This is a genomic window from Bifidobacterium sp. (assembly GCF_022647885.1).
In the GTDB taxonomy this organism is placed as follows: domain Bacteria; phylum Actinomycetota; class Actinomycetes; order Actinomycetales; family Bifidobacteriaceae; genus Bombiscardovia.
Genome location: NZ_JALCLM010000001.1, coordinates 838320 through 863374 on the forward strand (window position 1 = coordinate 838320; position 25055 = coordinate 863374).

Here is a 25055-nt window from a genome sequence, read left to right on the forward strand (position 1 = left end):
GTCTCAAGGAAGCGGTACGCTGAAACGACAAGTACGTGATGATTGGGTATGTCATCAACGGAAATAGTTGAGAGGGAGGCTGCTATGCCATATGTTATTGCACAGCCATGCGTGGACGTCAAAGATAAAGCTTGCGTGGATGAGTGCCCAGTGGATTGCATTTATGAAGGCCCACGTTCTCTCTACATCAACCCCAATGAATGTGTTGACTGTGGAGCTTGCGAACCTGTGTGCCCTACTGAGGCGATTTTCTATGAAGATGATGTGCCACAGGAGTGGACTTGGTATACAGATGCCGCTGTGGATTACTTCAAAGAAGTCGGAGATTTAGGTGGTGCGGCTGCAGCTGGACCAATTGACCATGATCCTGCTCAAGTAGCGGCTCTTGCTCCTCAAAACGCTACTTCCTGAGTGGTGATGGGTGAGCGCTGTAAGGCTTAACAAGTGCACTGATTTCAGGGTTATCGCACTGTGAAACAAGTAAGGCTGAGCTTTGGGATTTAAGACGTTTAGTACCCCCTATGACTGGTCACGTGTGCAGAAGTACCGCGATATCGCTTCACAACATGGCGAGGTGTTGGACTTTTCCGTCGGGTCTCCAGTAGATCCAGTACCACAGTTGGTACGTGAAGCGATATCTGGGGCGGTTAACGATGTAAATGCGCATGGTTATCCCGCCACTATTGGGACCGCCCTGCTGCGCGAATCGATACGTGAATGGTTCTACACCCAGCGTGGGGTTGATTTTTCGAATATTCATGCCGATGCTGTACCAACAGTTGGCTCAAAAGAAGCTGTTGCGTTGATGGCTAGCCTGCTGCGTTGTGGCGACGGCGATGTGGTGATACAGCCACGTATTTCGTATCCAACGTATGAGATTGGCACGCAAATCGCTGGTGCTACTGTCTGCAAGATTGACGATATTGCCGATGTAGACAGTTGGGTTCATCACTCTGGGGTCAAAGCATTATGGATTAATTCCCCGAGTAACCCTACGGGGGCTGTCTTAGACACTGTGCAGTTACGCACGATAGTACGTGCTGCACGTTCGATCGGGGCAAAGGTACTCTCCGATGAGTGTTATGCACGTATGGATTGGCGTAGCAGCTCTGCAACCTTCGAATTAGGTGCCACGCCTTGCATACTTGATGATGACGTCTGTGAGGGTAGCGCTGAAGGCCTGCTGTGCTTGTACTCACTGAGTAAACAGTCCAATATGGCTGGATATCGCACAGCATTGATTGCTGGTGACGAGCACTTGATTGCTGAGATGACACAGTATCGCAAGCAGATTGGCCTGATCATCCCAGGTCCTGTCCAAGCAGCCATGGTTGCTGGATTGAGGGATGGTGAAGGTGTGAGCATACAAGCCCAACGGTATAAGAAACGCCTGCATGAGTTGACTCAAGCACTGACTGTCTACGGATATGACGCCCATATGCCACAAGGAGGGCTATACATCTGGGTTAGAGCTTTGTCTGATGACTGTTGGAAAGATATGCAGCATTTGGCAAATATAGGTATTGTGCCGAGTCCTGGCGAATTCTACGGAGATTCTCGATATCTTCGTTTCTCAACCACTGCTAGTGATGAAGCCATTTCACAGGCGGCCGCTCGGTTGGCGAAGGCTGCACGAATCTAGGCTGCCAGTCGCTGTTATCGGATTACACCTATGACATCGCTGCTTACCAACCTAGATGTACCGAATTTTTACCGTAGCGATGTCGAATAGTGTCGAGGGTGCGTTCTGCATCAGATAAGCGTTCGGGCCGATTGCCATTGGTGGCGTCTTCAGATATGAGATCATCAATAGTCAGTTGGATTGGTGTTTCTTGAGAGCGACTGAGTCCTGATGCGCTGACACCAGCGAGTCGTACTGCTCGTGCGAGTGTGCTGGTGGCAGCACCGTCAGTGTCCGTGCGGCTAGGAGCAGTGGAATTGCTATTGCCAAGTGAAGAGAATATCTGCTTACACAGTGACACGGCTTGTGGGTAGATAAGACTGACTGTATCAACTGGTCGTTCAAGCGTGTGAGCCTTGGTAACGTAGCTAAGATCAGCAAAGCGCAGTTTTACAGTGATTGTTCGTGCGAGCAGTGTGTGTTTGCGAAGTGATGATGCAACTTCATCACTGCACTGTCTCAGCAGAGCATTCACCGTAGCCTGATTAGTGGTGTCCTTAGCAAAGGTGCGTTCTGCACCAATTGATTTTTCCTGAGTGTGCGTGCTTAATTTGCGCTCATCCTGACCTTGAGCTGCCAGGAATAGCGTATGGCCGAGAGTGCTTGAACCAACCACACGATTGACTTCCGATTCAGCGAGTTTGGAGAGCTCAGCAACGCTACTGATTCCCCATTGCGACAGCCTTTTTTCCAATGAGGGACCAATACCTGGTATGCCTCGTAAAGGCATGATTTGCACAAACGCTGCATGTTGAGATTTTGGTATCAGCAACATGCCGTCTGGTTTGGCGTTTGTGGAAGCCATCTTTGCTACCAGTTTATTGGCTGCGATACCTACAGAGCAGGTCACATGAAAGTGTTCCCAAACTTGTTGACGTATCCATGCGCCTATTTGGCTTGGGCTGGACCATTGCTGCATGGCTGAAGATACATCCATATAGCCTTCGTCCACTGAAACTTGTTCAATCTGGTCGGTGATAAGAGAGAAGACTTCGCTAAATATCTTTCTCGATGTGGATCGATAATAATGCATGTCAACAGGTAAAAAGATGCCTTGCGGACATAAACGACGCGCTCGCGAAACAGGCATCGCTGAATTAATCCCATATGGACGTGCTTCATAACTCGCCGCGCTTACTACCGAGCGTGTGCCAGTCCCAATGATTACGGGTTTGCCGCGAAGTTCAGGATGTCTTGCTACTTCGCATGAGGCGTAGAAGGCGTCCATATCAATGTGCAACACATGGCAGCCTGTTTCATCGTGTCCCCAGTCGCGTTTTGCAGCTTCTAGTCTTGGTGTGTTGCTCATAGCTCTATCCTATGCGCCAATGCGGCACAGCTGCAGCGTAGAGAAATGTTGCAAGGATGGTAAAGGGGCGTCAGTCTCATGGCTCGATTGCCTACAGCACCAGCAAAGTCGAAACTGTGCATAACGGCGCGCGACACGCTGAAAAAATCGTGTTTACCGTGTCACAATGCACAGTTTCGCCTTGATGGGTGATTCCATCCACATTTGCTGGTAGTGTAATATGCTGTTGCGCTCATCGAAATGGTTTGCGCAATGGAGACGTGCCTGAGTGGCCGAAAGGGGCACCCTGCTAAGGTGTTGATCACGCAAGTGGTCCAGGAGTTCGAATCTCCTCGTCTCCGCGGTAATTACAAGAATCCCGACAGTGCTTTGTGCACTCGTTGGGATTTTTTGTATGAGATTCCGTTGACATCCTTACAACATAGATAACTTGATCAACAATGCAGCTATTTTCCGACAGTGCTTTGAATAGTTGCACTACTGATCCAGTTATCTATGAGAGTCTGCCCAGCGCGATGTGATTGCGAATCAGATACCACCCAGCCATAAAGGATAGGATGGAGTCACCTCTTGCAGATCCTTCGCAATCCTCGAACAAGGCAGGTAGACTATGACAGTTTCAGCGTGCGCTTCAGTATCCGCGTTGAGTTTAGGACTTCCTCTTCAATCCGCAATGCCAGAGGGCAAGGGAACCCTTCCTAAACAAATGTTTTATGTGAAAACTCCAGTGTCAGCTGGACTTAAACAGCGTTTCGTCAATGACATTACAGAAATAACCGTACTCAGTGTTCTCAACGCTGCCAACACTAAAACTATCTCAGAGGGAAAGCTTAAAGAAGTGTTGGTCATCGGAGTTTTACTGAGCGGGCAGACCGTACCTATCGATGCTTTGGAACATATAGCCAAACTGCGTCCTTCGGGAATCCTGTTTGTATGTGTAAGGAACAGGGAAGGTACTGACGAATGTGCGTTTGCAGTGCGTCGAGCAATTCCAGGAAGAGCGGGCCACATACAACAAAACACAGTGTTCGTGGGGGAGTGGCAGGAAGCGAAGAACACGACCGTGGAGCTTAACGGGAATAGCATCGAACAGATTTGGGAAAGTTTGAACGCCCAAGCAATCCTTAACTCGCCCAACTCTGAGGACCTTGATTTGCGCATAGCGAAGCGTGTACAAATCGCAGAGTTGAAGGCACTCGACGCCAAACTTACCAAAGACCATGCTCGCGCCAAGACTCCCACACAGCGCAATGAAGTCTATGCCAAACTGCATAAGGCACGTACTCAACTAGCACAACTTGAGCAAGAGGACTGAGAGTTTTTCGCTGCTGATCTAGCTCAAATGCCGTTTGTGTAGGGATTTGAAAGTATCGACGAGTATGCGCCCTTGGAAATTCAACGATTTCGCGTGCCGATAGATGCTTTCTTCCAGAAAATCCCTACACAAACGACAGCCGACCCCCCCATATGCTTCGGAGCATCTGAAATGCCATTGAATGTCGGTCGAGGATGAAGCTGTGCGCGAAAAGGGTCCTGAAATGTTCTAAGAATGGGGCAGCAGAATGCCTGTGAACGCTGGCAAAACGGTATCGGTTCATCGTCTTGTTGCAATCTCGTATTACCCTGTTGCCCATGAGCGTTATCGAAACAGCATCAACCCGCAAAGACCTGCCACTGCTGGTAATTCCTTCATGCATGTCTTCGATGGTCGAACCATTCCGCAGTGCATTCCGCAAGCTTGATAATATCTGTCGCGTTCGTTTATATACCGATTCAGTGCTTGATGAAGAGACCATTGCTTCCCGTTGCAAGGACGCAGATTCGGTGGTGGTAATCGGATTTCGTGTCAGTGACGCACTCCTTGAACGATTAGCTCCACATGTGCGCTGCATGGTGTTTGGTGGCACCGGAGTAGCAAATTACATCAATCTCGCCGAGGCCAAGGAACGCGGTATCAGAGTATGCAATATCGAGCATTATGGTGACAGTGCTGTAGCAGAGCATACTGTGGCTCTGATGTTTGAGCTTGCGAGACGTGCTGGATATCTTGACCAACAGTTACATGAAGGCAAGTGGGTCGAGATGGAAGGAATTGAGTTAAACGGCAAGGCCTTAGGGCTTATAGGTTTTGGTGGTATTGGCAAAGCTGTGGCACGGATTGCCCGAGGATTAGGTATGCGTATCACTGTTTGCTCTAGGCATGAAGATAGAGCAACACTCGATGAGCTTGGAGCTTCCTGGACTTCATCCATCGACGAAGTCATGGAAAGCAGTGATGTTATTAGTTTGCATCTGGCACTTAATGAGCAAACCAAGGGAATGATTACTAGCGAACAGCTCGCGAAAATCCACTCGGGAGCCATGCTCATAAACACTGCACGTGCCGAGCTCATAGAACAGGGCGCACTTGCACAGCGACTCAATGAAGGTGATGTGCTGGCAGGGCTTGATGTATTTGACGAAGAGCCTATGAATATGGAAGACCCGCTGCTAAGCATGCCTAATGTGGTACTCACACCCCACGTAGCTTGGTTTACCAAGGAAGCCGTGGTTAATGTGATTGACCAGTGTTTCGAGGGAATTAGCGCCTTCTACCGTGGTGAGCAGTACAACGTGGTGGTGTGATTACTCTCGATGAGTAACTCTCAGATGTATACGGTGCTCAACGCAGGGCAATCGCCTGCGCAAGCAGAGTTCGAGGAAAAGCGCTCGCGGTTTATTGGCAATTGCTGGCATATTACGGCGAGTGGCGAGGTTGCTGACATACTCAGTCGGATGCACGAACAGCATCCGAAGGCTCGTCATATCGCGTATGCGGCAATTTGGGGCGATTCGATAGCGAATCAGTCCGAGCGAATGAGCGATGATGGTGAGCCATCCGGTACTGCAGGAAAGCCGATTCTCGACTGTTTGCAGCAGCAAAATCTCATTGACACTCTGGTTACGGTAACCAGATATTTTGGTGGGGTCTTGCTCGGATCGGGTGGACTAATCCGCGCATATTCGACGGCTGCTTCGAAGTCAATCCAAGTCGCGCAGCTAGCTCAGTTGGTACCGTGTACGCTGTATCGCTGTGCTCTCAGCTATGCACAGCTCGAAATGTGCAAACGTATAGTGGCAGATTTTCATGGAACATTTGAGGTTTTGGACTACTCTGATCATGTTGAGGCAAAGGCGACGATTCCAGTATCACAGGAACAAGCTTGTGCATTGCGTATCAGACAGACATTTAACGCTACGGTGGTACCTCAACGAGTGGGGTCTATGAATGCTGCAGTACCTGTTGCAAGCATTTAAGACTGCCGTTCTGTCGTTCTGCCGGTCTAATGTTCTGCTGTTCTGCTGGCGGACTGTTGAATTGTTGGGCTGGTGCTCAACGCTATGGCGCTGTGTGGCGGCACGAATAGATAGCGAATATGTCTCACTGAGACGGTGACTTCCCCTACCCCAATTATGCTGTTGAGTATGAGTGATACTGAGAATATGGCAGCACATAACGATGAGGATAAGAATTTGTCGGCAAGTCTTGAAGATAAGAATCTCGAAGAAGGTAATCTCGCCGAAGATAGGGTTGAAGCTAAAGCGCAGGAGCTTGATGATAAGGCCACACCTGCTCCTCAGGAAACAGTTACCAGCGTGGTACAAGAGACACTGAGTGTGTCGTACGAACGTCTGCGTCACTCTATTAATAGTCAAGAACTCAGCGAAGTTGCACGTAAAGATTTACCTGATAGTACGAATCAATCAGCCTTTTCAAGAGCTACGGCATTGCTTGAGGCCGTTGCAGGCAACCCTCATACGCCCCTAGAAGATCGTATATATCTGGCTGAGAATATGCCCTTTCCAAATGTGTTGGTGAAATTATCTGAAGACCCAGATGCCGAGGTCAGACGAGCAGTAGCGGCTAACGTGTCGGATAAGAACTGGCTCGTTGGGAATTTAACGAAGGATGAGGATGAACAAGTGCGCGCTGCTGCTCTAGTAAATCCTCAGACTTCATGGAAGATGCGTCTTGAGGGCGCTCAAAGTGATCAGACAGATACCGCAACCTTAGATGTGTTAGGAACATTAGGAGTTGACAGTGAGACCGATGCTCCACAGGTGCTGTCTTCGATGGTTCGCAGAGCAGTGGCATTAAATCCGAATACCAGTACAGCAATGTTGCAAACCCTGTCACAAGATGCACTAAGCGATGTGGCTAAAGCCGCACAGCAGGCCCTATCTGAGCGCTAAGTTCACCGCCATAGCAGGTCTTGTCAGTCATAAGTTCACTATGCTGATGTGTGCCGCTGGGAATGCTTGGCTTACACTTGGACTATGGAGCACGTAGAGAGTAGTCAGCGGCTGCATCGCCCGCTGATTCAATTGGCGAAATCTGTGGGATTGTCAACAAGTTATGTAGGTCAACATGATGACTATCACGAAACCGATGATGATGTACTGATAGCAGTGTTGAAAGCTCTAGGTTTCGATGCGACTGATTCAACTCAGGCTGCAGCAACGTTGAAAAGCTTGTCTGACCAGCGTCATGAGGAGCTCATAGAAGCAACGGTGTTTCAGACAGCTGGGCAGACTGCCACAGTGTTGGTACACGCTAATGCACTGGATATACCTGAAGGCTACATAACACTTGAAAATGGTGAACGTTACCCTCACCCTCTCATGCCAACGGCTGGTAACGGTGCAGCAGCATATCCATTGCACAATACACTCGTCGTGAATGCAGCACTGGTACTCCCTGACGATATACCCGTCGGATATCATCAACTTACGGTGAGCGTTGGTAAAAGGACTCAAACTTCTACGTTGATTTGTGCTCCTAGCTCGGTGCCATGGTCTGTACGTGAGCCAGAAATTCGTCCTTGGGGGTGGATGGCTCAACTCTATTCCGTGAGGTCTCACTCTTCGTGGGGAATGGGAGATTTTGCGGATCTTGCACAGCTACTGAACCAGGCGAAGGATCAGACCGGAGCTGATTTTGTGTTGGTTAACCCCATGCATGCCGCAGAACCAGTCTCGCCATTAACGCCTTCCCCATACCTGCCTGTGTCGAGGCGTTTGGTGAATTTCACGTATATACGTCCGCAAAATATCGAGGAATATGCTCTTCTTGGTAAGGAATCCTTAGCGGAGGTTGAGTCTGCATATCAATCTTGTCTGCCACTCAATGATGATCCAAATCATATCGACCGTGACACCATGTGGAAGCACAAGATGCGTGCGTTATGGATTATTTATAAGCTTGGTCGTTCCGTTGAACGGCAGCATGAGTTTGAAGAGTATGTTGCCCAGTGCGGCGAGGATCTGGAAGCATATGCGACGTGGTGTCTTGCCTACGACAAATGGGGAGCCCCCAGCGAGAAAGCCGATTCTTGGGTGAATCGTTGTGACAAAAATAGTGGCGAGATTACGGCACTGCGCGAACGGTATCCCGATACTTTGGATTTCTATCGTTGGCTTGAGTGGATAGCAACACAACAGTTGGATGCAGCACAACACCAAGCACAAGAAGCAGGAATGCGTATCGGCGTGATGTCGGACATGGCAGTGGGGGTGCATCCGCAGGGCGCCGAAGTTTGGTGGAATCCGAGCAGGTATGTCAAAGGCGTCACTGTTGGCGCTCCGCCCGATTATTTCAATCAGCAAGGCCAAAATTGGAGTCAGCCACCGCTGAATCCACTCGAGCTAGAACGAACTGGCTATTTGAGCTATCGCAATATGGTTCACGGAATGTTTGCGCACGCAGGGGCTCTACGTATTGACCACATACTTGGTCTGTTCAGATTATGGTGGATTCCCGCGGGTATGAGTGCTGTGCAGGGGGTATATGTCAATGTCAACGCCAATGCGCTACTAGGTATTCTTGCTATTGAAGCAAGTCGAGTCGATGGCATTGTCGTGGGCGAAGATTTGGGTGTGGTGCCACAGTATGTTGCCGATTCTTTGATTCAGCATGAAGTACTTGGCTGTGTTGTGGAGTGGTTTGAACAACGCAATGGTCTCTTCCGTCCTCCTGAGCAATGGCGCGAGTGTGCTCTGGCATCAGTGAATACTCATGATATGCCACCTGCTGCTGGCTACTTGAAGTATGAACACGTTGAGCTGCACAAGCGTCTTGGCCTACTCACAGGTTCAGTTGAGGACTTCATGGCTTCTGCTGTTGCTGAGCAAAAGGCTATGTTATCTATGCTTGTTGAGGGTGGATTCTTGGACCGCTCGGCGGTGGAAAACAACACTGTTACTGAACAAGAAGTGGTAGAAGCGCAGTATCACGCATTGGCTGCTTCTCCTTGTAAACTCTTGGCTGCTGCGCTTACCGATGGAGTTGGTGAAAGACGAGCGCAGAATCAGCCTGGAACGAATAATGAATATCCAAACTGGAGAATTCCATTAGGAGACTCTGAGGGGCATAACGTGTACCTCGAAGAATTGTTCACTAATAAACGCTTGCAATCGCTCGCAGCCATCATGCGCACCGCCTAATAGCGGGCTGCGTAGGTACCTCTCACTGCAGTCACGTATGCACTGTCACGTATGCACAGTTGCGGACAGTGCAGCTGCATAGATTGCCACGAGCAGATTGTCGTCAAGGTGGGCAGAATTTGTCCACATTGCAGTGCTGTGACACGGTGGGCTTTGACAGTCAGCGAGTAAGCGTTATAGTAGAGGATTGTTGTGTTTCCCTCAGGGGTCCTCGAAGCGTTTCCCACTCGCCCATAGGACTTTCAGGGAGCCCACGGATAATGAGGTTTTTCATCGCGGAGTTTAGTTACCGTTGATGTGAAGCCCGAAACACAATGCAAAGAAAAGGTTGAACTGTGAAGACTTTCACGCCTAAACCAGCCGATTTAACCCATGACTGGTACATCGTTGACGCCACAGATGTGGTGCTTGGCCGTCTGGCCACCCAGGTTGCAATCCTGCTGCGTGGCAAGAACAAACCGACTTTCGCGCCTCACGCCGATTCGGGTAACCATGTGATCATCGTTAACGCTTCTAAGGTTGCGCTGACCGGTGACAAGCTCGGCAAAGAGCTGTACACACATTCTGGTCGTCCTGGTGGTCTGCGTGCAGATAGCTACGGTGATTTGATGCAGAAGAACCCAGAGCGCATCGTTCGCGAAGCAATCAAGGGTATGCTGCCAAAGAATCGTCTTGCTAAGGTGCAGATGGATCGTCTGCGTATTTTTGCAGGCGAAGATCATCCGCATACGCCACAGAAGCCAGTCCAATTTGAGATCACTCAGATCTCACAGCAGGCCAAGTAGGACCGAAGGAGAATACTGACATGGCAGATCAAAGCAATGACTCCGCAGTCCTCGAGGGCGAAGAGGAACTGACTTCGTACACTTCAGAGACCAACGCAGGTGCAGGTACCGGCACTTCTGCTATAGCTCCTGGCTATGGCACAGGCCGCCGTAAGGAAGCTATCGCACGCGTTCGCCTCACTCCTGGTGAGGGTAAGTGGACCGTTAATGGCCGCACCCTTGAGGAGTATTTCCCAAGCCGTTTGCAGCAGCGTGAGGTGAATTCCCCAATCGTTCTGCTCAAGCTCGAAGATAAATTCGACGTGCAGGTACTCGTCGATGGCGGTGGCACCACTGGTCAGGCCGGAGCAATCCGTCTTGGTGTAGCTCGTGCACTGAACGCCATTGATCGTGACGCAAACCGTGCAGCACTCAAGAAGTCAGGATTCCTGACTCGTGATGCTCGTGCAGTCGAGCGCAAGAAGGCCGGTCTACATAAGGCACGCCGCGCACCTCAGTTCTCAAAGCGCTAAAGCTGTTCTGGCAGCTATGTGTTGGTGTCATCAAGAGGTCCGAAACTTCGGTTTCGGGCCTCTTTTGTTATTCTCCTGTGTGTAGTGGGCCTTTCTGTGCATTATCGACGTACATTCTCCGCAAACGTGAGTAGATGGGGTCTGAAGCACAACGATTTTTCTAAGAGTGTGCGCTACGCTGCTTTGACTTCAGTTTTGTGGCATATTGCGTAGGTCAATGCGCCCTCTTTCATTCCCCTGAGCGAGCTGTTTACGTTTGTGTAGGGATTTTTATCTATTCCCTAACTATCCATAGCCAGATTTCGCCATTTTTCAGTCATTGTACTTGCTGAACGCACAATAATCCCTACACAATAGAAACTCCTCCAGAATGCGCTAAATACGATGTTCACAAACGCGCACAACAGTCCAACAGATAAACAACAAAGCTACAAAACAGCAATCAAAATGACATGACACGCTCAGATTCCACAAGTCGCGAACATAAATTGTTCTAGTACGCCCTCTACGCTAAATTGTGATGCAAGTCACAGTTTGAGAACTGATGATACGCAATCCTAAATGAACACATGCTGTGAAAGCATGCCTTAGCAGGATTCGACGCCTTTGCTTTCTGCACGTCCAAGGAGGACCCGTGGTTACAGCCAAGAAGAGCACAACAGTAAATACAGCAGCGACGAATAAAGTGTCTGCTGTTGCTTCTGAATCGTCTGATGCTGAGCGTGAGGTTGATACGCTGGTTTCTCGTGGTTTGGTGGCTTTAAAGAAGTTTGAGGGTTTGAATCAGGAGCAGGTTGATCGTATTGTGGCGAAGGCTTCGATTGCGGCGTTGAATCAGCATTTAGTGCTGGCGAAGTTGGCTGTTGAGGAGACTGGTCGTGGTTTGGTTGAGGATAAGGCCACGAAGAATATTTTTGCGTGTGAGCATGTGACGAATCACTTGGTCAAGCAGCGCACGGTGGGTGTGATTAGTGAGGATGATATTAACGGTATTGTCGAGGTTGCTGAGCCGGTTGGTGTGGTTGCTGGTGTGACTCCGGTAACGAATCCCACGTCGACGGCTATTTTTAAGTCGTTGATTGCGTTGAAGACGCGTTGTCCTATTGTGTTTGGTTTTCATCCTTTTGCGCAGAAGTGTTCGGTGGCGGCTGCTCGTGTGGTTCGTGATGCGGCTATTGCTGCTGGTGCTCCTGAGGATTGTATTCAGTGGGTTGAGCATCCCTCGATTGAAGCGACTGGTGCGTTGATGAAGCATCCAGGGATCGCGACGATTTTAGCGACTGGTGGTCCTGGCATGGTGAAGGCTGCGTATTCTTCAGGTAAGCCAGCGTTGGGTGTGGGTGCAGGTAATGCTCCAGCGTATGTGGATCGGCATGTGAATGTGAAGCGTGCGGTGAATGATTTGATTCTCTCGAAGCATTTTGATTACGGGATGATTTGTGCCACGGAGCAGGCCATTATTGCTCATACTGATATTTATGATCGTCTTCTTGCCGAGATGAAGCACCGCAAGGCGTATTTCGTGTCTGGTGAGGAGAAGGCGAAGCTCGAACAGTATATGTTCGGATGTACGTCGTATTCCGGGGAGAAGCCGAAGTTGAATTCGGTGGTTCCTGGTAAGTCTCCGCAGTATATTGCCCAGCATGCTGGGTTCTCGATTCCCTCTGATGCCACGATTCTTGCTGCTGAGTGTAAAGAAGTTGGCGAGATGGAGCCGTTGACGATGGAGAAGCTCGCGCCTGTGCAGGCGTTGTTGAAGGCTAAGGACAAGGATCACGCTTTCGTGATGTGTGAGCAGATGTTGGTGCATGGTGCCGGGCATACTGCTGCGATTCATACGGATGATGAGGAACTGGTACGTGAGTATGGGTTGCGGATGCATGCGTGTCGTATTATCTGGAATCAGCCGAGCTCGCTGGGTGGTATTGGTGATATTTACAATGCTATTGCTCCGTCCCTGACCTTGGGTTGTGGTTCGTATGGTGGTAATTCAGTGTCGGGTAACGTGCAGGCGGTGAACCTGATTAACGTGAAGCGTATCGCTCGGAGGAATAATAATATGCAGTGGTTTAAGATTCCCTCGAAAACCTATTTCGAAGCGAATGCTGTGCGCTACCTGCGTGATATGTATGGTATTCGTAAGGCCGTGATTGTGTGTGACAAAGTCATGGAACAGCTCGGTATCGTGGATAAGGTTATTGACCAGTTACGTGCTCGTCCTGAACTCGTGACCTTCCGTATTATTGATTATGTTGAGCCCGAGCCTAGCGTGGAAACGGTAGAGCGTGGCGCGAAAATGATGCGTGAAGAGTTCGAACCCGACACGATTATCGCGGTTGGTGGTGGTAGCCCGATGGACGCCGCGAAGATTATGTGGCTGCTCTACGAGCACCCCGAAATTTCGTTTGCTGATGTGCGTGAGAAGTTCTTCGATATTCGTAAGCGTGCGTTCAAGATTCCTCCACTGGGTACCAAGGCCAAGCTGGTGTGTATCCCTACCTCCTCGGGTACGGGCTCCGAGGTCACGCCTTTCGCGGTGATTACTGATCATAAGACCGGATACAAGTATCCGATTACTGATTACGCGCTTACCCCATCGGTAGCGATTGTGGATCCGGTGTTGGCTCGTACCCAGCCTCGTCGACTCGCGTCGGATGCAGGTTTTGACGCACTCACCCACACGTTTGAGGCCTACGCGTCGGTGTACGCGAACGATTTCACTGACGCGATGGCCCTGCATGGAGCCAAGCTCGTGTGGGATAACCTTGATAACGCGGTCAACGCGCAAGACCCTGAAACCAGGAAAGCTGCACAAGAGAAAATGCATAACGCTGCCACTATGGCTGGTATGGCCTTCGGCTCCGCGTTCTTGGGTATGTGTCACGCGATGGCCCACACCATCGGTGCTCTATGTCATATCGCTCACGGGCGTACCAACTCGATCCTGCTACCCTACGTGATTCGCTACAACGCTGAGATCCCTGAAGAGCCCACGAGCTGGCCTAAGTACAGTGAATACATCGCTGCTGAACGCTACCAAGACCTTGCCCACAACCTCGGACTCAAGTGTGATACCCCCCAGATCGCGGTTGAAGCGTTAGCCACCGCAGTTGAAGACTATCGTGATAACAGGCTCGGTATGGACCCCACGTTCCAGGCCGCTGGCGTGGACGAAGACTACTTCTGGAGTGTGCTCGACCAGATCGGTATGCGCGCCTACGAAGACCAATGCGCGCCTGCTAATCCACGCATCCCACAAATCGAGGACATGAAAGACATCGCTATCGCTGCTTACTACGGCATCAGCCAAGAAGCAGCACACGCTAAACGTGTGGAACGCGAAGGCGCCAACGCCACCGAAGAAGCCTCCGAGCGCGCCTAAAGTAGCAAACAGTAAACACCAACTGTGCAGATAAGCACGGGCAGCAGGCAAAACGGCCTCTCACCCGTGCTTATCTGCACAGTTTCATATCCCGCAGCACTTGCCCCATCCAGTAACTGTGCATGAATCCACGCGAAGCGCGACACCGGCGTCGCCTCACGTGCCTTCATGCACAGTTCCAGCACCAATCTCACATTCATGCACATGGTCTTCCCTGGATTTGTGCCGGGAGCCCGCTGCTTCATGATTGCAGTATGAGAGAAAAATCCCAGTTGACACAAGCATTTCTACGTTCAGAGGAAGCAGGCCATTGCTTGGTTGCGACTGATCGCAATTCACAGGTATCACTGCACCGTAGACTCGAAACGGGGGATGTACTTACTCCTTTTCCTCGAATGTTTGTGCGAACATGCTATTGGTCTCGTTTGAGCTATAGCGAAAAAGGCTGGCATATCCTTCGCTCTTTGGTGCTGCTGCATCCAAATTGGACTTTCTGTGCAGCTACAGCGGCTTGGGTGTGGGGCATCACGGAATCCTATGCATTGTTGGATCGGATTTTTGTGACCACGATGTGCGAATCTCATGTGTGTGCTAAGGGACGTGTTCAAAGAGTACTCATACGTAAAGGTTTAGATGAACGTTACACATTGCGTTCCGGAATCCAGGTGACTTTGCCCGAGAGGACAATCTTCGATTGCGCAAGATTCTTACCTTTCCATGATTCTCTGGCTATTTGTGACGCCGCGTTGCGAAATCAGCTGTGCGAAGTGGATGAGATGGCGGAGTATTTGCGTGGCATGGCTCGTCACCGCCGCTGGAAGCGAGCGTTGAGGGTGTGGCTGCATGCAGATGGTCGTGCCGAGAATGGCGGAGAATCAATGGCACGAGCGAGAATAATTGAACTTGGCTTTGCAATCCCCGATTTGCAGGTACCCTTTGAAGATCCTGTCAATCATCGTGAATACCGGGTTGACTTCCTCTGGACGTGCGCAGATGGGCATCAGATTATCGGCGAATTCGATGGTATGCAGAAGTACACGGATCCAGAGTTGAGGGGAGGGCGATCCGTTGAGCAAGTGCTTCGTGATGAGAGAAGGCGAGAATCGCGATTATCTATCAAGAATGTAGCGATTATGCGTTTTGACTACAGCGAGGTGTGTGATCCGATCCGTTTTGCCAAACTACTGACTCAATTTGGTGTTCCCCGAGCTGCTTCCACTCATGCGCAGCCTGGTGAGTTGTGAAACTGTGCAAACAAGCATGCTATGTATCGGATTTGACTCTCCTAACGTGCCTTCGTGCACAGTTTCAGCATTCATGATGGCGAACTGTGTGAATACGCACGCTGAGGAGCAAATTTCACCTCTTTAGCGTGCTGATACGCACAGTTTCAGCTCGACTATTGGAACGGCATCCGTGCGACACGCGCGGATTCCTCCAGGGCCCTCGTGTGCTTTAATAGAGAAGTTGCCTGTTTTGGGCTCGCACTTTGTAATTAAAAAAAGCGAGCGCGGCACAAGGAGCGCATAACAGCTTTTCTTGTATGGTCGCGCATTGATGTGGTCGGTTAGACGGCTTATCGCCTGTAATAGGGCGTGTTGCTAGATAACCGCCTTGCGTTAGTGCCCTCTAGGAACAGGCTGGTAAACAGTATCTAAATCGCTAGGAAAGGGCGGACGGCAATGGCGGGACAGAAAATCCGCATCAGGCTTAAGTCCTATGACCATGAGGTCATCGACCAGTCGGCGAAGAAAATCGTCGAGACGGTGACGAACGCGGGAGCAACTGTTGTTGGCCCGGTTCCTCTGCCGACGGAGAAGAACGTGTTTTGTGTAATCCGTTCTCCCCACAAATACAAGGATTCCCGCGAGCATTTTGAGATGCGCACACATAAGCGTCTCATTGATATCGTCGATCCCACACCTAAGGCTGTGGACTCTTTGATGCATATCGACTTGCCTGCGGATGTCAACATCGAAATCAAGCTCTAGAGGGGAGGGAACCATCATGACTTCACAGAAGACAGAACGAACCGCGCTGCTTGGCAAAAAGCTGGGCATGTCGCAGGTCTGGGATGAGAATGGTTTCTTCGTCCCTGTGACGCTGGTGGATGTGTCCACCAACGTTGTCACCGCAGTGAAGACTGAGGAGACGGACGGTTATCAGGCGGTACAAATTGGCTACGGCCAGATTGATCCCACCAAGGTGACTAAGCCGCTCGCAGGTCATTTCGCTAAAGCCGGTGTCACTCCTCGTCGTCATCTTGTCGAGGTTCGCACCGACACCACCGGTTCTTTCGAGCTTGGCCAGGAACTGACCGTCGAACTGCTCCCTGAGGGAACAGAAGTCGACGTGACCGGTACCACCAAGGGCAAGGGTTTCGCAGGAACTATTAAGCGTTGGGGCTTTAAGTCCTACCGCCGTACACACGGTTCGCACAAAAACGAACGTCGTCCCGGTTCAGTCGGGGCATGCGCAACGCCAGGTCGCATTCTTAAGGGAAAGCGTATGGCAGGTCGTATGGGTAACGATACCGCCACTGTGCAGAACCTCGTCATTGTTTCGGCTGATGCCGAGAGCGGTGTACTCGCTATCAAGGGCGCTGTACCAGGGCCAGCAGGTAGCATCGTAGTTGTCCGTTCAGCAGTGAAGGGAGCCTGATTATTATGGCAAGCAAAACTGAGAACGTTACAGTTCTGAACGTCACCGATGCAAAGGGCGTATCCGCCGGTTCGGTGGAGGTTCCTGAAGATATCTTCGGCATCACGTCCGACGCTATCAAAGCTCACATTCCGCTGGTGCATCAGGTAGTTGTAGCCCAACTCGCTGCAGCTCGTCAGGGCACTCACGCAGTACGCACCCGCTCCACCATCTCCGGTGGCGGCAGGAAGCCATGGAAGCAGAAGGGCACTGGTCGTGCTCGTCAAGGCTCCATTCGCTCTCCTCAGTGGGCAGGCGGCGCTGTGGTTCACGGACCTCAGCCTCGTGATTACAGCCAGCGCACCCCGAAGAAGATGAAGGCAGCTGCTCTGCGTTACGTGATTTCTGATCGCGCCAATGCAGGTCGTGTGCATGTCGTCGACTTCGGTATCACCGACAAGCCTTCAACCAAGACGGCCAACGCCGTGTTGCTGCCTGTTGCTGAGAACCGTTTCGCAACCGTTGTCCTTTCACGCGAAAACGTGAACGAGTGGCTTTCCGTAAGGAACATTCCCACCGTGCATGTTATTTTCGCCGATCAGCTCAACACGTATGACGTGGTGACAGCCGAGGATCTCGTTTTCTCCAAGGATGGCCTTGCTGCTTTCCTCGAGGCGAAGACCGGTTCCAAGACCGAATCCGCTAAGGAGGCCTGATTTCAATGTCAGCTATCCACAAGCCATTGCACGATGTCATCATCAAGCCAGTTGTTTCTGAGAAGAGCTACGCGGGTTCTGACCGCGGCCAGTACACCTTCGTGGTGGCCCCGACCGCTAACAAGGTTCAGATCAAGCAGGCGATTGAGCAGATCTTCAATGTCAAGGTGACGAACGTCAACACCCTTAATCGCGCAGGCAAGCGTCAGCGCACCCGTACCGGCTTTGGTCAGCGTGTTTCACAGAAGCGCGCCATCATCACCGTTGCCGAGGGTCAGACCATCGACATCTTCGGCAACTGAAGGCTAGCCGAGAAAGTTAGGAAGAACTAGATTATGGCTATCCGCACATACAAGCCGACGACCGCTGGTCGTCGCAACGCGTCGGTCTCCGATTTCGGCGAGATCACGCGTTCAACGCCTGAGAAGTCACTGCTGAGGAAGCTCAGCAAGACTGGTGGGCGTAATTCATATGGACGTATCACCAGCCGCCATCGCGGTGGCGGTCACAAGCGTCAGTACCGTTTGATTGATTTCAAGCGTTGGGACAAGGACGGCGTGCCAGCAACGGTTGCTCATATTGAATATGATCCAAACCGTTCTGCTCGCATCGCACTGCTGCACTTTGCAGATGGTGAGAAGCGTTACATCGTCGCTCCTGAAGGCATTCATCAGGGTGATCGCATTGAGACGGGTGCTGAGGCTGATATCAAGCCAGGCAACAACCTTCCTCTGCGCAACATCCCGACTGGTACCGTCGTTCATGCTATCGAGCTCCGTCCTTTGGGTGGCGCAAAGATTGCACGTTCCGCCGGTGCAGCCGTTCAGCTAGTCGCCAAGGATGGCGCTTACGCTCAGCTGCGTATGCCATCGGGCGAAATCAGGAACGTTGATGCTCGCTGCCGTGCAACTGTTGGTGAGGTCGGCAACTCCGATCACGCTAACTTGCAGCTTGGTAAAGCAGGACGTGCCCGCTGGGTTGGCAAGCGCCCAATTACCCGTGGTGAGTCCATGAACCCTGTTGACCATCCACATGGTGGTCGTACACGCGGTGGTAAGCCACCAGTGTCTCCTTGGGGTAAGGGTGAGGTTCGTACTCGTCATCCAAAGAAGGCTTCGAACAAGATGATTGTTCGTCGTCGTCCCAATGGCAAGAACCGCAAGTAAGGGAGTTTCGGAAAGATGACTCGTAGCATCAAGAAGGGCCCATTCGTTGACGCCCACTTGCAGAAGAAAGTCGACGATCAGAACGAGAAGGGCACGAAGAATGTCATCAAGACATGGTCGCGTCGTTCGATGATCACACCTGACTTCATTGGGCACACCTTCGCTGTCCATGATGGTCGCAAGCATGTGCCGGTGTTCGTCACCGAGTCCATGGTTGGCCACAAGCTCGGGGAGTTCGCCCCTACACGTACCTTCAAGGGTCACGTGAAGGATGACAAGAAAGCACGCCGCTGAGGCGAGGAAGAGTAGAGACACATGGAAGCTAAAGCTATCGCTCGTCACGTACGCGTGACGCCGCGCAAGGCTCGCCGCGTCGTCAACCTCATCCGAGGCAAGCAGGCGACCGAGGCGGTTACCGTTCTCAAGTTCGCTCCTCAGGATGCGGCTGTTCCCGTTCGCAAGGTTCTCGAAAGCGCCATTGCCAATGCCCGCGTGAAGGCGGACAAAGCCAATGAGCCTTTCCGCGAGAATGACCTTGTGGTCAGGGAGACATTCGTGGACGAGGGAGTAACCCTCAAGCGTTTCAGGGCTCGTGCCCAGGGACGTGCGGCGCGTATCAACAAGCGCACCAGCCACATCACAGTCATTGTCGCCGATAAGGAAGGAGCCCGATAATGGGACAGAAGATTAACCCCTTCGGGTACCGCCTCGGCATCACCGAGGATCACCGCAGCAAGTGGTTCTCCGATTCCAACAAGTCCGGTGAGCGTTACCGTGACTTCGTGCTGGAGGATGACAAGATCCGCAAGGCTATGAACAAGGATCTTGAGCGTGCAGGCGTGTCCCGCATCATCATCGAGCGCACAAGGGATCGTGTGCGCGTGGATATCCACACCGCACGTCCGGGTATCGTCATTGGTCGCCGTGGTGCAGAAGCGGAGCGCGTTCGCGCAAAGCTCGAGAAGATGACGGGCAAGCAGGTTCAGCTCAACATCTTCGAAGTGAAGAACGCCACGATTGACGCTCAGTTGGTTGCTCAGGGCATTGCCGAGCAGTTGACCAACCGAGTGACTTTCCGCCGCGCAATGCGCAAGGCTCAGCAGGATGCCATGCGTGCAGGCGCCAAGGGTATCCGTATCAAGCTCGCTGGTCGTCTCGGCGGAGCTGAAATGAGCCGTTCGGAGTTCTACCGCGAGGGACGCGTTCCTCTGCAGACTCTCCGTGCACTCATTGATTACGGTTTCTTTGAAGCTCGTACCACGTACGGCCGCATCGGCGTCAAGGTATGGATTTACAAGGGTGACATGACCGAGCGCGAGTTTGAAGAGCAGCAAGCGCAACAGGGTGGACGTCAAGGCCGCCGTGGTTCAGATCGCAGGCCGCGCAGAGGCTCACGCCCAGCAGAAGCTCAGTCTCAGCAGAGCGCACCTACTAAGGGTGCAGCAACTGCTACCGAGTCGGCTCCTGCCGCAACGGAAGCAAAGGAGTGAGCGGATGCTTATCCCAAAGAGGACTAAATACCGCAAGCAGCATCGTCCTACGCGTAGAGGCATGTCAAAGGGTGGAACCGAAATCGCTTTCGGCGATTACGGCATCCAGGCTCTAGCCCCAGCGTATGTGACTAACCGTCAGATTGAGGCAGCTCGTATCGCCATGACCCGTTACATTAAGCGTGGCGGTCGTGTGTGGATTACGATCTTCCCAGATCGTCCGTTGACCAAGCACGCTCTCGGCGCCCGAATGGGTTCCGGTAAGGGTGCTCCAGAATTCTGGGTGGCCAACATTCATCCAGGTCGCGTAATGTTCGAAATCGGTGGTGTCACCGATGATGTCGCTCGTGAGGCGCTGCGTCGTGCAATCGACAAGATGCCCATGAAGTGCAGAATTATCGCTCGTGAAGGCGGTGACATCTGATGTCAGTCGGAACAGCAGAATACACAATCAAGAATCTTGGCGAGAAGACCAACGTGGAGATTGAGGACTTCCTGAAGAAGTCCAAGGAGGAGCTTTTTAACCTCCGTTTCCAGTCGGCCACCAGTCAGCTCGACAACTCCGCACGTTTGAAGGCCGTGAAGCGCGATATCGCCAGAATGTATACCATTCTGCGTGAGCGTGAACTGGGCATCAGCCCAGAGCCTGAAGCTGCAGAGTCCAAAACCAGCGAAGCTGAGGAGAAGTAAGCATGGCTGAGAAGCAAGAGCGCAACTTCCGCAAGGTTCGTCGTGGATACGTAGTGTCCGAAAAAGCGGACAAGACGGTCACGGTAGAACTCGAGCAGCGTTCGACCCACCCACTGTATGGCAAGGTCGTTCGTTCAAATCGCACGGTCAAGGTTCATGACGAGCAGAACGCGGCGCATGTTGGCGACCTCGTGAGTATCATGGAAACTCGGCCCCTGAGCAAGACCAAGCGTTGGCGCCTCGAATCCATTGTGGAGCGCGCTAAGTAAACAAGTTCGGCAAGGCTCCGCACACACACGTATGGTGCGCGTTCGAATCCTCAAGGGTTCGCACCGCACCATGCGAGTGTGTGGGGAGAACCAGCTCGGCTAAGGAGAATCAATGATTCAGCAGGAATCGCGGCTTCATGTCGCCGACAACACGGGTGCCAAGGAGATCTTGGCCATCCGAGTGCTCGGTGGATCGAAGCGACGCTATGCCGGCATCGGCGATGTGATTGTCGCCTCCGTCAAGGATGCAATCCCCGGCGGGTCGGTCAAGAAGGGCGAAGTGGTTAAGGCCGTCGTCGTCCGTACAGTTAAGGAACACCGTCGCACTGACGGTTCCTACATCAAGTTCGACGAGAATGCAGCTGTTATTCTCGGCTCCGGTCGTGAGCCGAAGGGTACTCGTATTTTCGGGCCGGTCGGTCGTGAACTGCGCGACAAGCGCTTCATGAAGATCGTGTCTCTCGCACCGGAGGTGATCTGAGATGGTAGCCAAGATTAGAAAAGGCGATCAAGTCAAGGTCATCCGTGGCAAAGATCGCGGCAAGGAGGGCACAGTTTCAAACGTGCTCGCCAATGATCGCCTCATTGTTGAAGGTGTACAGATCGTTAAGAAGCATGTGCGTGCTACCCAGCAGGGTCAGCAGTCGGGAATCGTCTCAGTTGAGGCTCCGATTCACCGTTCAAACGTAATGCTTGTAGATCCTGAAACGAAAGCGCCTACTCGTGTTGGCGTGACCGTGAAGGAAGAGGCTCGCGATGGCAAGGTTAAAACCGTGCGCGTCCGCGTTGCCAAGAAATCAGGCAAGGAGCTGGCATGAGTGACACAACAGTTGAAGCACCTGCTCTCCCACGTTTGAAGCAGCAATACAACGAGCAGATTGTGGCCGAGCTTGAGAAGGAATTCTCATACTCCAACCCAATGCAGGTTGCTCGAGTTGAAAAGGTTGTGGTTTCCATGGGTGTTGGTGCCGCGGCTCGCGACTCCAAACTTATTGAGGGTGCAATCAAGGATCTCACCAATATCACTGGCCAGAAGCCAAAGGTTACTAAGGCTAAGAAGTCTGTAGCACAGTTCCATTTGCGTGAAGGTCAGGCTATTGGCGCATACGTTACCCTTCGTGGTGATCGTATGTGGGAGTTCCTGGATCGTCTGCTGTCCTTGGCTCTTCCTCGTATCCGCGATTTCCGCGGCATCGATGGCAAGCAGTTCGATGGCAACGGCAACTACAACTTCGGTCTTACGGAGCAGTCGATGTTCCACGAGATCGACCCTGATGAGATTGATCACCAGCGCGGTATGGATATCACCGTGGTGACCAGCACCAAGGATGACCAGGAAGCTCGCGTGCTGTTGAAGCACCTCGGCTTCCCTTTCAAGGAGAACTGATATGGCGAAAACCGCTCTGAAGAACAAAGCGGCCGCAAAGCCGAAGTTCAAGGTACGTGGCTACACGCGCTGCGAGGTCTGCGGTCGTCCTCATTCCGTATACCGCAAGTTCGGCTTGTGCCGCGTTTGCCTTCGCGAGAAGGCCCACCGTGGCGAACTGCCCGGAGTTACGAAGTCCAGTTGGTAAAGATCGACGCTGAAGGTCCGCGGTTCGAGCACTGATTTCAGTGTGAGAGCGGCGGAAACCACCGCGAGGAAGGGCACAAGCCCACATGACAATGACAGATCCTATCGCAGACATGCTGACGCGTCTGCGTAATGCGAGTGCGGCAAAACACGAAACCGTGGATATGCCGTATTCAAAATTTAAAGCGAATATCGCACAGATTCTTAAGCGTGAAGGCTTCATCGCTGACTTCTCCTCCAAAGAGGCGAAGGTCGGTCAGACTCTTGAGCTGAACCTCAAGTATGGAGCACACGGAGAGCAGAGCATTCAGGGCATCAAGCGTGTCTCGAAGCCTGGTCTGCGTCGCTACACGAAGTCTGATTCGCTACCAATGCCTCTTGGAGGTCTTGGTATCGCTATTATCTCGACTAGCTCGGGATTATTAACCCAAAAAGAGTGCCTCGACCGAGGCATTGGCGGCGAAATTGTCGCCTACGTGTGGTGAGAAAGGAGAGCTGACACATGGCATCGCATATTGGTAAGCTCCCTGTCGCCATTCCAGCGGGTGTTGACGTTGCAATTGACAACGGCACCTTCTCGGCCAAGGGACCAAAGGGTACAGATTCATACGTTCTCCCTGAGGGCATTTCCGGAAAGATCGAGGATGGACACATCCTCATTACTCCTGTTGATGATCTCAGGCCAACCCGTGCACGTCACGGTCTGAGCCGCTCGATTATTGCATCGATGGTTCAGGGTGTGCACGAGGGCTTCTCAAAGCATCTGATGATTGTAGGAACCGGTTACCGTGTGGTAGCTAAGGGACAGGGCCTCGAGTTCTTCCTCGGTTACTCCCACACCATCACTGTGAACCCTCCTGAGGGCATCAGCTTTGAGCTTCCTAACGCGAACGAAGTAATCGTCCGCGGAACGGATAAGCAGGTTGTTGGCCAGGTGGCCGCGAACATCCGCAAGCTTCGCGCTCCCGAACCTTATAAGGGCAAGGGTATTAAGTATGCGGACGAGCACATTGTGCGCAAGGCCGGAAAGGCTGGTAAGTAAGCATGACAGTCCGAATTATGGGCAGAGGAAAGAACGTAGCTCGTCTGCGTCGTCACGCCCGTCTGCGCAAGCACGTTATCGGCACTGCCGAGCGTCCACGTTTGGTCGTCACCCGTACGAACCGCAATGTCATCGCTCAGATTGTTGATGACAGCAAGGGTGTCACTCTGGTAAGCGAATCAACATTGACTGCATCGTTCTCAGATTTCAAGGGAACTAAGGCAGAGGCAGCCAAGAAGGTTGGCGAGCTGGTAGCCAAGAAGGCTCAAGATGCAGGCATCTCAGCCGTCGTGTTTGATCGCGGTGGCAACAAGTATCACGGCCGCGTTGCAGCTGTTGCTGAGGGCGCACGTGAGGGAGGTTTGGCACTGTGAGCGAGAACCAGAACAATAAGGAAACTCAGGTGGCTGAAAAATCACAGAGCACCCAGGGCACAACTGACAACCGTAATGACAATCGCAACGATGACCGCAAGGGTGGTCGTCGCGGTGGTCGCGGCGAAGGTGGCCGTCGTGGTGAAGGTCGCCGTGGTCGTCATGATCGCGATGACAATCGTGATGAGCTTCTCGACCGCGTGGTAACCATCAACCGTGTAGCCAAGGTTCACAAGGGTGGTCGTACCTTCAGCTTCGCAGCACTCGTTGTTGTGGGCGACGGTAACGGCACCGTCGGCGTTGGCTATGGCAAGTCTCGCGAGGTCCCTGCAGCTATTGCTAAGGGTCAGCTGGATGCCAAGAAGCACATGTTCACTGTCCCACGCGTTCGCGGCACTGTTACCCATCCGGTAATTGGCCACGAAGCAGCTGGAACCGTGCTGTTGCGTCCTGCCGCTCCAGGAACTGGTGTTATTGCCGGTGGTCCTGTGCGTGCAGTACTCGAGTGCGCCGGTATCAGCGACATCCTGAGCAAGTCCATGGGATCAGCAACTGCTATCAACATGGTGCGTGCGACCGTTGCAGCGCTTAAGCAGCTCGAAGAGCCAGAAGAGATCGCGGCTCGCCGTGGTCTGACTCTAGAAGAGGTTGCTCCTGACGCCATGCTTCGCGCTCGTGCAGAAGGCATTGCTGAGGCTCGCAAGGCTCGTGAAGAAGCTAAGGCCAAGGCAGCCACCGACCAGAAGGAAGGTGAGTGATGGCGAAGCAGATCAAGATCACACTGACCAAGGGATTGGTGAATTCCAACATCAAGCAGCAAGAGAATGTTCATTCTCTCGGACTGCGCAAGATTGGCCAGAGCGTGACTCGTGAAGACACTCCTGTTTACCGCGGTATGGTAAACAAGGTTCGTCATCTGGTCACCGTCGAGGAGGTTGACTGA

General features: G+C 52.1%; 32 protein-coding genes and 1 tRNA gene. 32 read left to right on the forward strand and 1 reads right to left on the reverse strand.

What is annotated here, in order from left to right:
• Nucleotides 1-84: 84 nt before the first annotated feature.
• A complete protein-coding gene (fdxA, locus tag LKI20_RS03570; protein WP_291769989.1) occupies nucleotides 85-411 on the forward strand; it encodes a ferredoxin in 327 nt (108 codons plus the stop codon).
• Between the two features lie 82 nt (nucleotides 412-493).
• The gene (gene dapC, locus LKI20_RS03575) at nucleotides 494-1642 is read left to right on the forward strand and encodes a succinyldiaminopimelate transaminase (protein ID WP_291769991.1); all 1149 of its coding nucleotides are present in this window, start codon (nucleotides 494-496) and stop codon (nucleotides 1640-1642) included.
• Nucleotides 1643-1685: 43 nt separating this feature from the next.
• On the opposite strand, the gene dinB is transcribed toward dapC, so the two are convergent.
• Complete coding sequence (dinB, locus tag LKI20_RS03580) at nucleotides 1686-2990, reverse strand: DNA polymerase IV (RefSeq protein WP_291769993.1); 1305 nt, start codon at nucleotides 2988-2990, stop codon at nucleotides 1686-1688.
• A 254-nt stretch (nucleotides 2991-3244) separates the two neighbouring features.
• Between dinB and LKI20_RS03585 the strand changes: the two genes are divergently transcribed.
• From LKI20_RS03585 to rpmD, 30 genes are all read left to right on the forward strand, one after another.
• A tRNA-Ser gene (locus LKI20_RS03585) sits at nucleotides 3245-3331 on the forward strand.
• Nucleotides 3332-3600: 269 nt separating this feature from the next.
• Nucleotides 3601-4305, forward strand: a complete 705-nt coding sequence (locus LKI20_RS03590) for a DUF4391 domain-containing protein (RefSeq protein WP_291769995.1) — start codon at nucleotides 3601-3603, stop codon at nucleotides 4303-4305.
• Between the two features lie 317 nt (nucleotides 4306-4622).
• The gene (locus LKI20_RS03595) at nucleotides 4623-5615 is read left to right on the forward strand and encodes an NAD(P)-dependent oxidoreductase (RefSeq protein ID WP_291769997.1); all 993 of its coding nucleotides are present in this window, start codon (nucleotides 4623-4625) and stop codon (nucleotides 5613-5615) included.
• A gap of 9 nt (nucleotides 5616-5624) precedes the next feature.
• Nucleotides 5625-6287 (forward strand): IMPACT family protein, encoded by a 663-nt coding sequence (locus LKI20_RS03600; protein ID WP_291769999.1) that lies wholly within the window; start codon nucleotides 5625-5627, stop codon nucleotides 6285-6287.
• 168 nt (nucleotides 6288-6455) lie between these two features.
• Nucleotides 6456-7223 (forward strand): AbrB family transcriptional regulator, encoded by a 768-nt coding sequence (locus LKI20_RS03605; RefSeq protein ID WP_291770001.1) that lies wholly within the window; start codon nucleotides 6456-6458, stop codon nucleotides 7221-7223.
• Between the two features lie 84 nt (nucleotides 7224-7307).
• Complete coding sequence (malQ, locus tag LKI20_RS03610; protein WP_291770005.1) at nucleotides 7308-9473, forward strand: 4-alpha-glucanotransferase; 2166 nt, start codon at nucleotides 7308-7310, stop codon at nucleotides 9471-9473.
• A gap of 335 nt (nucleotides 9474-9808) precedes the next feature.
• Nucleotides 9809-10258 (forward strand): 50S ribosomal protein L13, encoded by a 450-nt coding sequence (gene rplM / locus LKI20_RS03615; protein ID WP_291770007.1) that lies wholly within the window; start codon nucleotides 9809-9811, stop codon nucleotides 10256-10258.
• Between the two features lie 20 nt (nucleotides 10259-10278).
• Nucleotides 10279-10770 carry a 30S ribosomal protein S9 gene (rpsI, locus tag LKI20_RS03620; RefSeq protein ID WP_291770009.1) on the forward strand — a complete coding sequence of 164 codons (492 nt, stop codon included), beginning with the start codon at nucleotides 10279-10281 and terminating at the stop codon, nucleotides 10768-10770.
• Between the two features lie 634 nt (nucleotides 10771-11404).
• Complete coding sequence (gene adhE, locus LKI20_RS03625; protein ID WP_291770011.1) at nucleotides 11405-14152, forward strand: bifunctional acetaldehyde-CoA/alcohol dehydrogenase; 2748 nt, start codon at nucleotides 11405-11407, stop codon at nucleotides 14150-14152.
• Between the two features lie 425 nt (nucleotides 14153-14577).
• Nucleotides 14578-15396, forward strand: a complete 819-nt coding sequence (locus LKI20_RS03630; RefSeq protein WP_291770013.1) for a hypothetical protein — start codon at nucleotides 14578-14580, stop codon at nucleotides 15394-15396.
• A 438-nt stretch (nucleotides 15397-15834) separates the two neighbouring features.
• Nucleotides 15835-16143, forward strand: a complete 309-nt coding sequence (gene rpsJ, locus LKI20_RS03635; protein ID WP_003827292.1) for a 30S ribosomal protein S10 — start codon at nucleotides 15835-15837, stop codon at nucleotides 16141-16143.
• 16 nt (nucleotides 16144-16159) lie between these two features.
• The gene (rplC, locus tag LKI20_RS03640) at nucleotides 16160-16813 is read left to right on the forward strand and encodes a 50S ribosomal protein L3 (protein WP_291770015.1); all 654 of its coding nucleotides are present in this window, start codon (nucleotides 16160-16162) and stop codon (nucleotides 16811-16813) included.
• Nucleotides 16814-16818: 5 nt separating this feature from the next.
• On the forward strand, nucleotides 16819-17508 hold the full coding sequence (gene rplD, locus LKI20_RS03645; protein WP_291770018.1) for a 50S ribosomal protein L4: 690 nt from the start codon (nucleotides 16819-16821) through the stop codon (nucleotides 17506-17508).
• Nucleotides 17509-17513: 5 nt separating this feature from the next.
• Complete coding sequence (rplW, locus tag LKI20_RS03650) at nucleotides 17514-17810, forward strand: 50S ribosomal protein L23 (RefSeq protein WP_291770021.1); 297 nt, start codon at nucleotides 17514-17516, stop codon at nucleotides 17808-17810.
• Between the two features lie 33 nt (nucleotides 17811-17843).
• Nucleotides 17844-18674 (forward strand): 50S ribosomal protein L2, encoded by an 831-nt coding sequence (gene rplB / locus LKI20_RS03655; RefSeq protein WP_291770024.1) that lies wholly within the window; start codon nucleotides 17844-17846, stop codon nucleotides 18672-18674.
• Nucleotides 18675-18689: 15 nt separating this feature from the next.
• Entirely contained in the window at nucleotides 18690-18968 is a 279-nt protein-coding gene (gene rpsS / locus LKI20_RS03660; RefSeq protein WP_033494732.1) for a 30S ribosomal protein S19, read from the forward strand.
• Between the two features lie 21 nt (nucleotides 18969-18989).
• Complete coding sequence (rplV, locus tag LKI20_RS03665; RefSeq protein ID WP_034251543.1) at nucleotides 18990-19349, forward strand: 50S ribosomal protein L22; 360 nt, start codon at nucleotides 18990-18992, stop codon at nucleotides 19347-19349.
• The gene (gene rpsC, locus LKI20_RS03670; protein ID WP_291770029.1) at nucleotides 19349-20164 is read left to right on the forward strand and encodes a 30S ribosomal protein S3; all 816 of its coding nucleotides are present in this window, start codon (nucleotides 19349-19351) and stop codon (nucleotides 20162-20164) included. The genes rplV and rpsC overlap by 1 nt, the downstream gene beginning before the upstream one ends.
• Before the next feature lie 4 nt (nucleotides 20165-20168).
• On the forward strand, nucleotides 20169-20588 hold the full coding sequence (gene rplP, locus LKI20_RS03675) for a 50S ribosomal protein L16 (RefSeq protein WP_291770033.1): 420 nt from the start codon (nucleotides 20169-20171) through the stop codon (nucleotides 20586-20588).
• Entirely contained in the window at nucleotides 20588-20854 is a 267-nt protein-coding gene (gene rpmC / locus LKI20_RS03680; RefSeq protein WP_034251552.1) for a 50S ribosomal protein L29, read from the forward strand. Before rplP ends, rpmC begins: the two co-directional genes overlap by 1 nt.
• 2 nt (nucleotides 20855-20856) lie before the next feature.
• Entirely contained in the window at nucleotides 20857-21123 is a 267-nt protein-coding gene (gene rpsQ, locus LKI20_RS03685) for a 30S ribosomal protein S17 (RefSeq protein ID WP_033494742.1), read from the forward strand.
• Nucleotides 21124-21235: 112 nt separating this feature from the next.
• Nucleotides 21236-21604: a 50S ribosomal protein L14 gene (gene rplN, locus LKI20_RS03690; RefSeq protein ID WP_291770039.1), complete on the forward strand. Its 369-nt coding sequence runs from the start codon at nucleotides 21236-21238 to the stop codon at nucleotides 21602-21604.
• Between the two features lies 1 nt (nucleotide 21605).
• Nucleotides 21606-21941, forward strand: coding sequence for a 50S ribosomal protein L24 (gene rplX, locus LKI20_RS03695; protein ID WP_291770042.1), 336 nt, complete (start codon nucleotides 21606-21608; stop codon nucleotides 21939-21941).
• Complete coding sequence (gene rplE / locus LKI20_RS03700) at nucleotides 21938-22510, forward strand: 50S ribosomal protein L5 (RefSeq protein ID WP_291770044.1); 573 nt, start codon at nucleotides 21938-21940, stop codon at nucleotides 22508-22510. The genes rplX and rplE overlap by 4 nt, the downstream gene beginning before the upstream one ends.
• 1 nt (nucleotide 22511) lies before the next feature.
• On the forward strand, nucleotides 22512-22697 hold the full coding sequence (locus LKI20_RS03705) for a type Z 30S ribosomal protein S14 (protein ID WP_033494748.1): 186 nt from the start codon (nucleotides 22512-22514) through the stop codon (nucleotides 22695-22697).
• An 85-nt stretch (nucleotides 22698-22782) separates the two neighbouring features.
• The gene (gene rpsH / locus LKI20_RS03710; protein WP_291770049.1) at nucleotides 22783-23181 is read left to right on the forward strand and encodes a 30S ribosomal protein S8; all 399 of its coding nucleotides are present in this window, start codon (nucleotides 22783-22785) and stop codon (nucleotides 23179-23181) included.
• A 17-nt stretch (nucleotides 23182-23198) separates the two neighbouring features.
• The gene (gene rplF / locus LKI20_RS03715; protein WP_291770053.1) at nucleotides 23199-23738 is read left to right on the forward strand and encodes a 50S ribosomal protein L6; all 540 of its coding nucleotides are present in this window, start codon (nucleotides 23199-23201) and stop codon (nucleotides 23736-23738) included.
• A gap of 2 nt (nucleotides 23739-23740) precedes the next feature.
• On the forward strand, nucleotides 23741-24112 hold the full coding sequence (rplR, locus tag LKI20_RS03720) for a 50S ribosomal protein L18 (RefSeq protein ID WP_291770056.1): 372 nt from the start codon (nucleotides 23741-23743) through the stop codon (nucleotides 24110-24112).
• The gene (gene rpsE, locus LKI20_RS03725) at nucleotides 24109-24870 is read left to right on the forward strand and encodes a 30S ribosomal protein S5 (protein WP_291770058.1); all 762 of its coding nucleotides are present in this window, start codon (nucleotides 24109-24111) and stop codon (nucleotides 24868-24870) included. Before rplR ends, rpsE begins: the two co-directional genes overlap by 4 nt.
• Nucleotides 24870-25055 (forward strand): 50S ribosomal protein L30, encoded by a 186-nt coding sequence (gene rpmD, locus LKI20_RS03730; protein WP_291770059.1) that lies wholly within the window; start codon nucleotides 24870-24872, stop codon nucleotides 25053-25055. Before rpsE ends, rpmD begins: the two co-directional genes overlap by 1 nt.

Excerpts from the sequence above, each read along its gene's own strand:
- malQ (WP_291770005.1), top strand. The coding sequence starts at position 7,308 with ATGGAGCACGTAGAGAGTAGTCAGCGGCTGCATCGCCCGCTGATTCAA.
- rplN (WP_291770039.1), top strand. The coding sequence starts at position 21,236 with ATGATTCAGCAGGAATCGCGGCTTCATGTCGCCGACAACACGGGTGCC.
- rpmC (WP_034251552.1), top strand. The coding sequence starts at position 20,588 with ATGTCAGTCGGAACAGCAGAATACACAATCAAGAATCTTGGCGAGAAG.
- rplD (WP_291770018.1), top strand. The coding sequence starts at position 16,819 with ATGGCAAGCAAAACTGAGAACGTTACAGTTCTGAACGTCACCGATGCA.
- fdxA (WP_291769989.1), top strand. The coding sequence starts at position 85 with ATGCCATATGTTATTGCACAGCCATGCGTGGACGTCAAAGATAAAGCT.
- LKI20_RS03600 (WP_291769999.1), top strand. The coding sequence starts at position 5,625 with ATGAGTAACTCTCAGATGTATACGGTGCTCAACGCAGGGCAATCGCCT.
- rplR (WP_291770056.1), top strand. The coding sequence starts at position 23,741 with ATGACAGTCCGAATTATGGGCAGAGGAAAGAACGTAGCTCGTCTGCGT.
- rplE (WP_291770044.1), top strand. The coding sequence starts at position 21,938 with ATGAGTGACACAACAGTTGAAGCACCTGCTCTCCCACGTTTGAAGCAG.
- rpsC (WP_291770029.1), top strand. The coding sequence starts at position 19,349 with ATGGGACAGAAGATTAACCCCTTCGGGTACCGCCTCGGCATCACCGAG.
- rpsS (WP_033494732.1), top strand. The coding sequence starts at position 18,690 with ATGACTCGTAGCATCAAGAAGGGCCCATTCGTTGACGCCCACTTGCAG.
- rpsJ (WP_003827292.1), top strand. The coding sequence starts at position 15,835 with ATGGCGGGACAGAAAATCCGCATCAGGCTTAAGTCCTATGACCATGAG.
- rplX (WP_291770042.1), top strand. The coding sequence starts at position 21,606 with ATGGTAGCCAAGATTAGAAAAGGCGATCAAGTCAAGGTCATCCGTGGC.
- rplB (WP_291770024.1), top strand. The coding sequence starts at position 17,844 with ATGGCTATCCGCACATACAAGCCGACGACCGCTGGTCGTCGCAACGCG.
- rpsQ (WP_033494742.1), top strand. The coding sequence starts at position 20,857 with ATGGCTGAGAAGCAAGAGCGCAACTTCCGCAAGGTTCGTCGTGGATAC.
- LKI20_RS03705 (WP_033494748.1), top strand. The coding sequence starts at position 22,512 with ATGGCGAAAACCGCTCTGAAGAACAAAGCGGCCGCAAAGCCGAAGTTC.
- LKI20_RS03605 (WP_291770001.1), top strand. The coding sequence starts at position 6,456 with ATGAGTGATACTGAGAATATGGCAGCACATAACGATGAGGATAAGAAT.
- rplC (WP_291770015.1), top strand. The coding sequence starts at position 16,160 with ATGACTTCACAGAAGACAGAACGAACCGCGCTGCTTGGCAAAAAGCTG.
- rpsH (WP_291770049.1), top strand. The coding sequence starts at position 22,783 with ATGACAATGACAGATCCTATCGCAGACATGCTGACGCGTCTGCGTAAT.
- LKI20_RS03595 (WP_291769997.1), top strand. The coding sequence starts at position 4,623 with ATGAGCGTTATCGAAACAGCATCAACCCGCAAAGACCTGCCACTGCTG.
- LKI20_RS03590 (WP_291769995.1), top strand. The coding sequence starts at position 3,601 with ATGACAGTTTCAGCGTGCGCTTCAGTATCCGCGTTGAGTTTAGGACTT.
- rplF (WP_291770053.1), top strand. The coding sequence starts at position 23,199 with ATGGCATCGCATATTGGTAAGCTCCCTGTCGCCATTCCAGCGGGTGTT.
- dinB (WP_291769993.1), bottom strand. The coding sequence starts at position 2,990 with ATGAGCAACACACCAAGACTAGAAGCTGCAAAACGCGACTGGGGACAC.
- rplP (WP_291770033.1), top strand. The coding sequence starts at position 20,169 with ATGCTTATCCCAAAGAGGACTAAATACCGCAAGCAGCATCGTCCTACG.
- rpsI (WP_291770009.1), top strand. The coding sequence starts at position 10,279 with ATGGCAGATCAAAGCAATGACTCCGCAGTCCTCGAGGGCGAAGAGGAA.
- rplV (WP_034251543.1), top strand. The coding sequence starts at position 18,990 with ATGGAAGCTAAAGCTATCGCTCGTCACGTACGCGTGACGCCGCGCAAG.
- rplW (WP_291770021.1), top strand. The coding sequence starts at position 17,514 with ATGTCAGCTATCCACAAGCCATTGCACGATGTCATCATCAAGCCAGTT.
- rpmD (WP_291770059.1), top strand. The coding sequence starts at position 24,870 with ATGGCGAAGCAGATCAAGATCACACTGACCAAGGGATTGGTGAATTCC.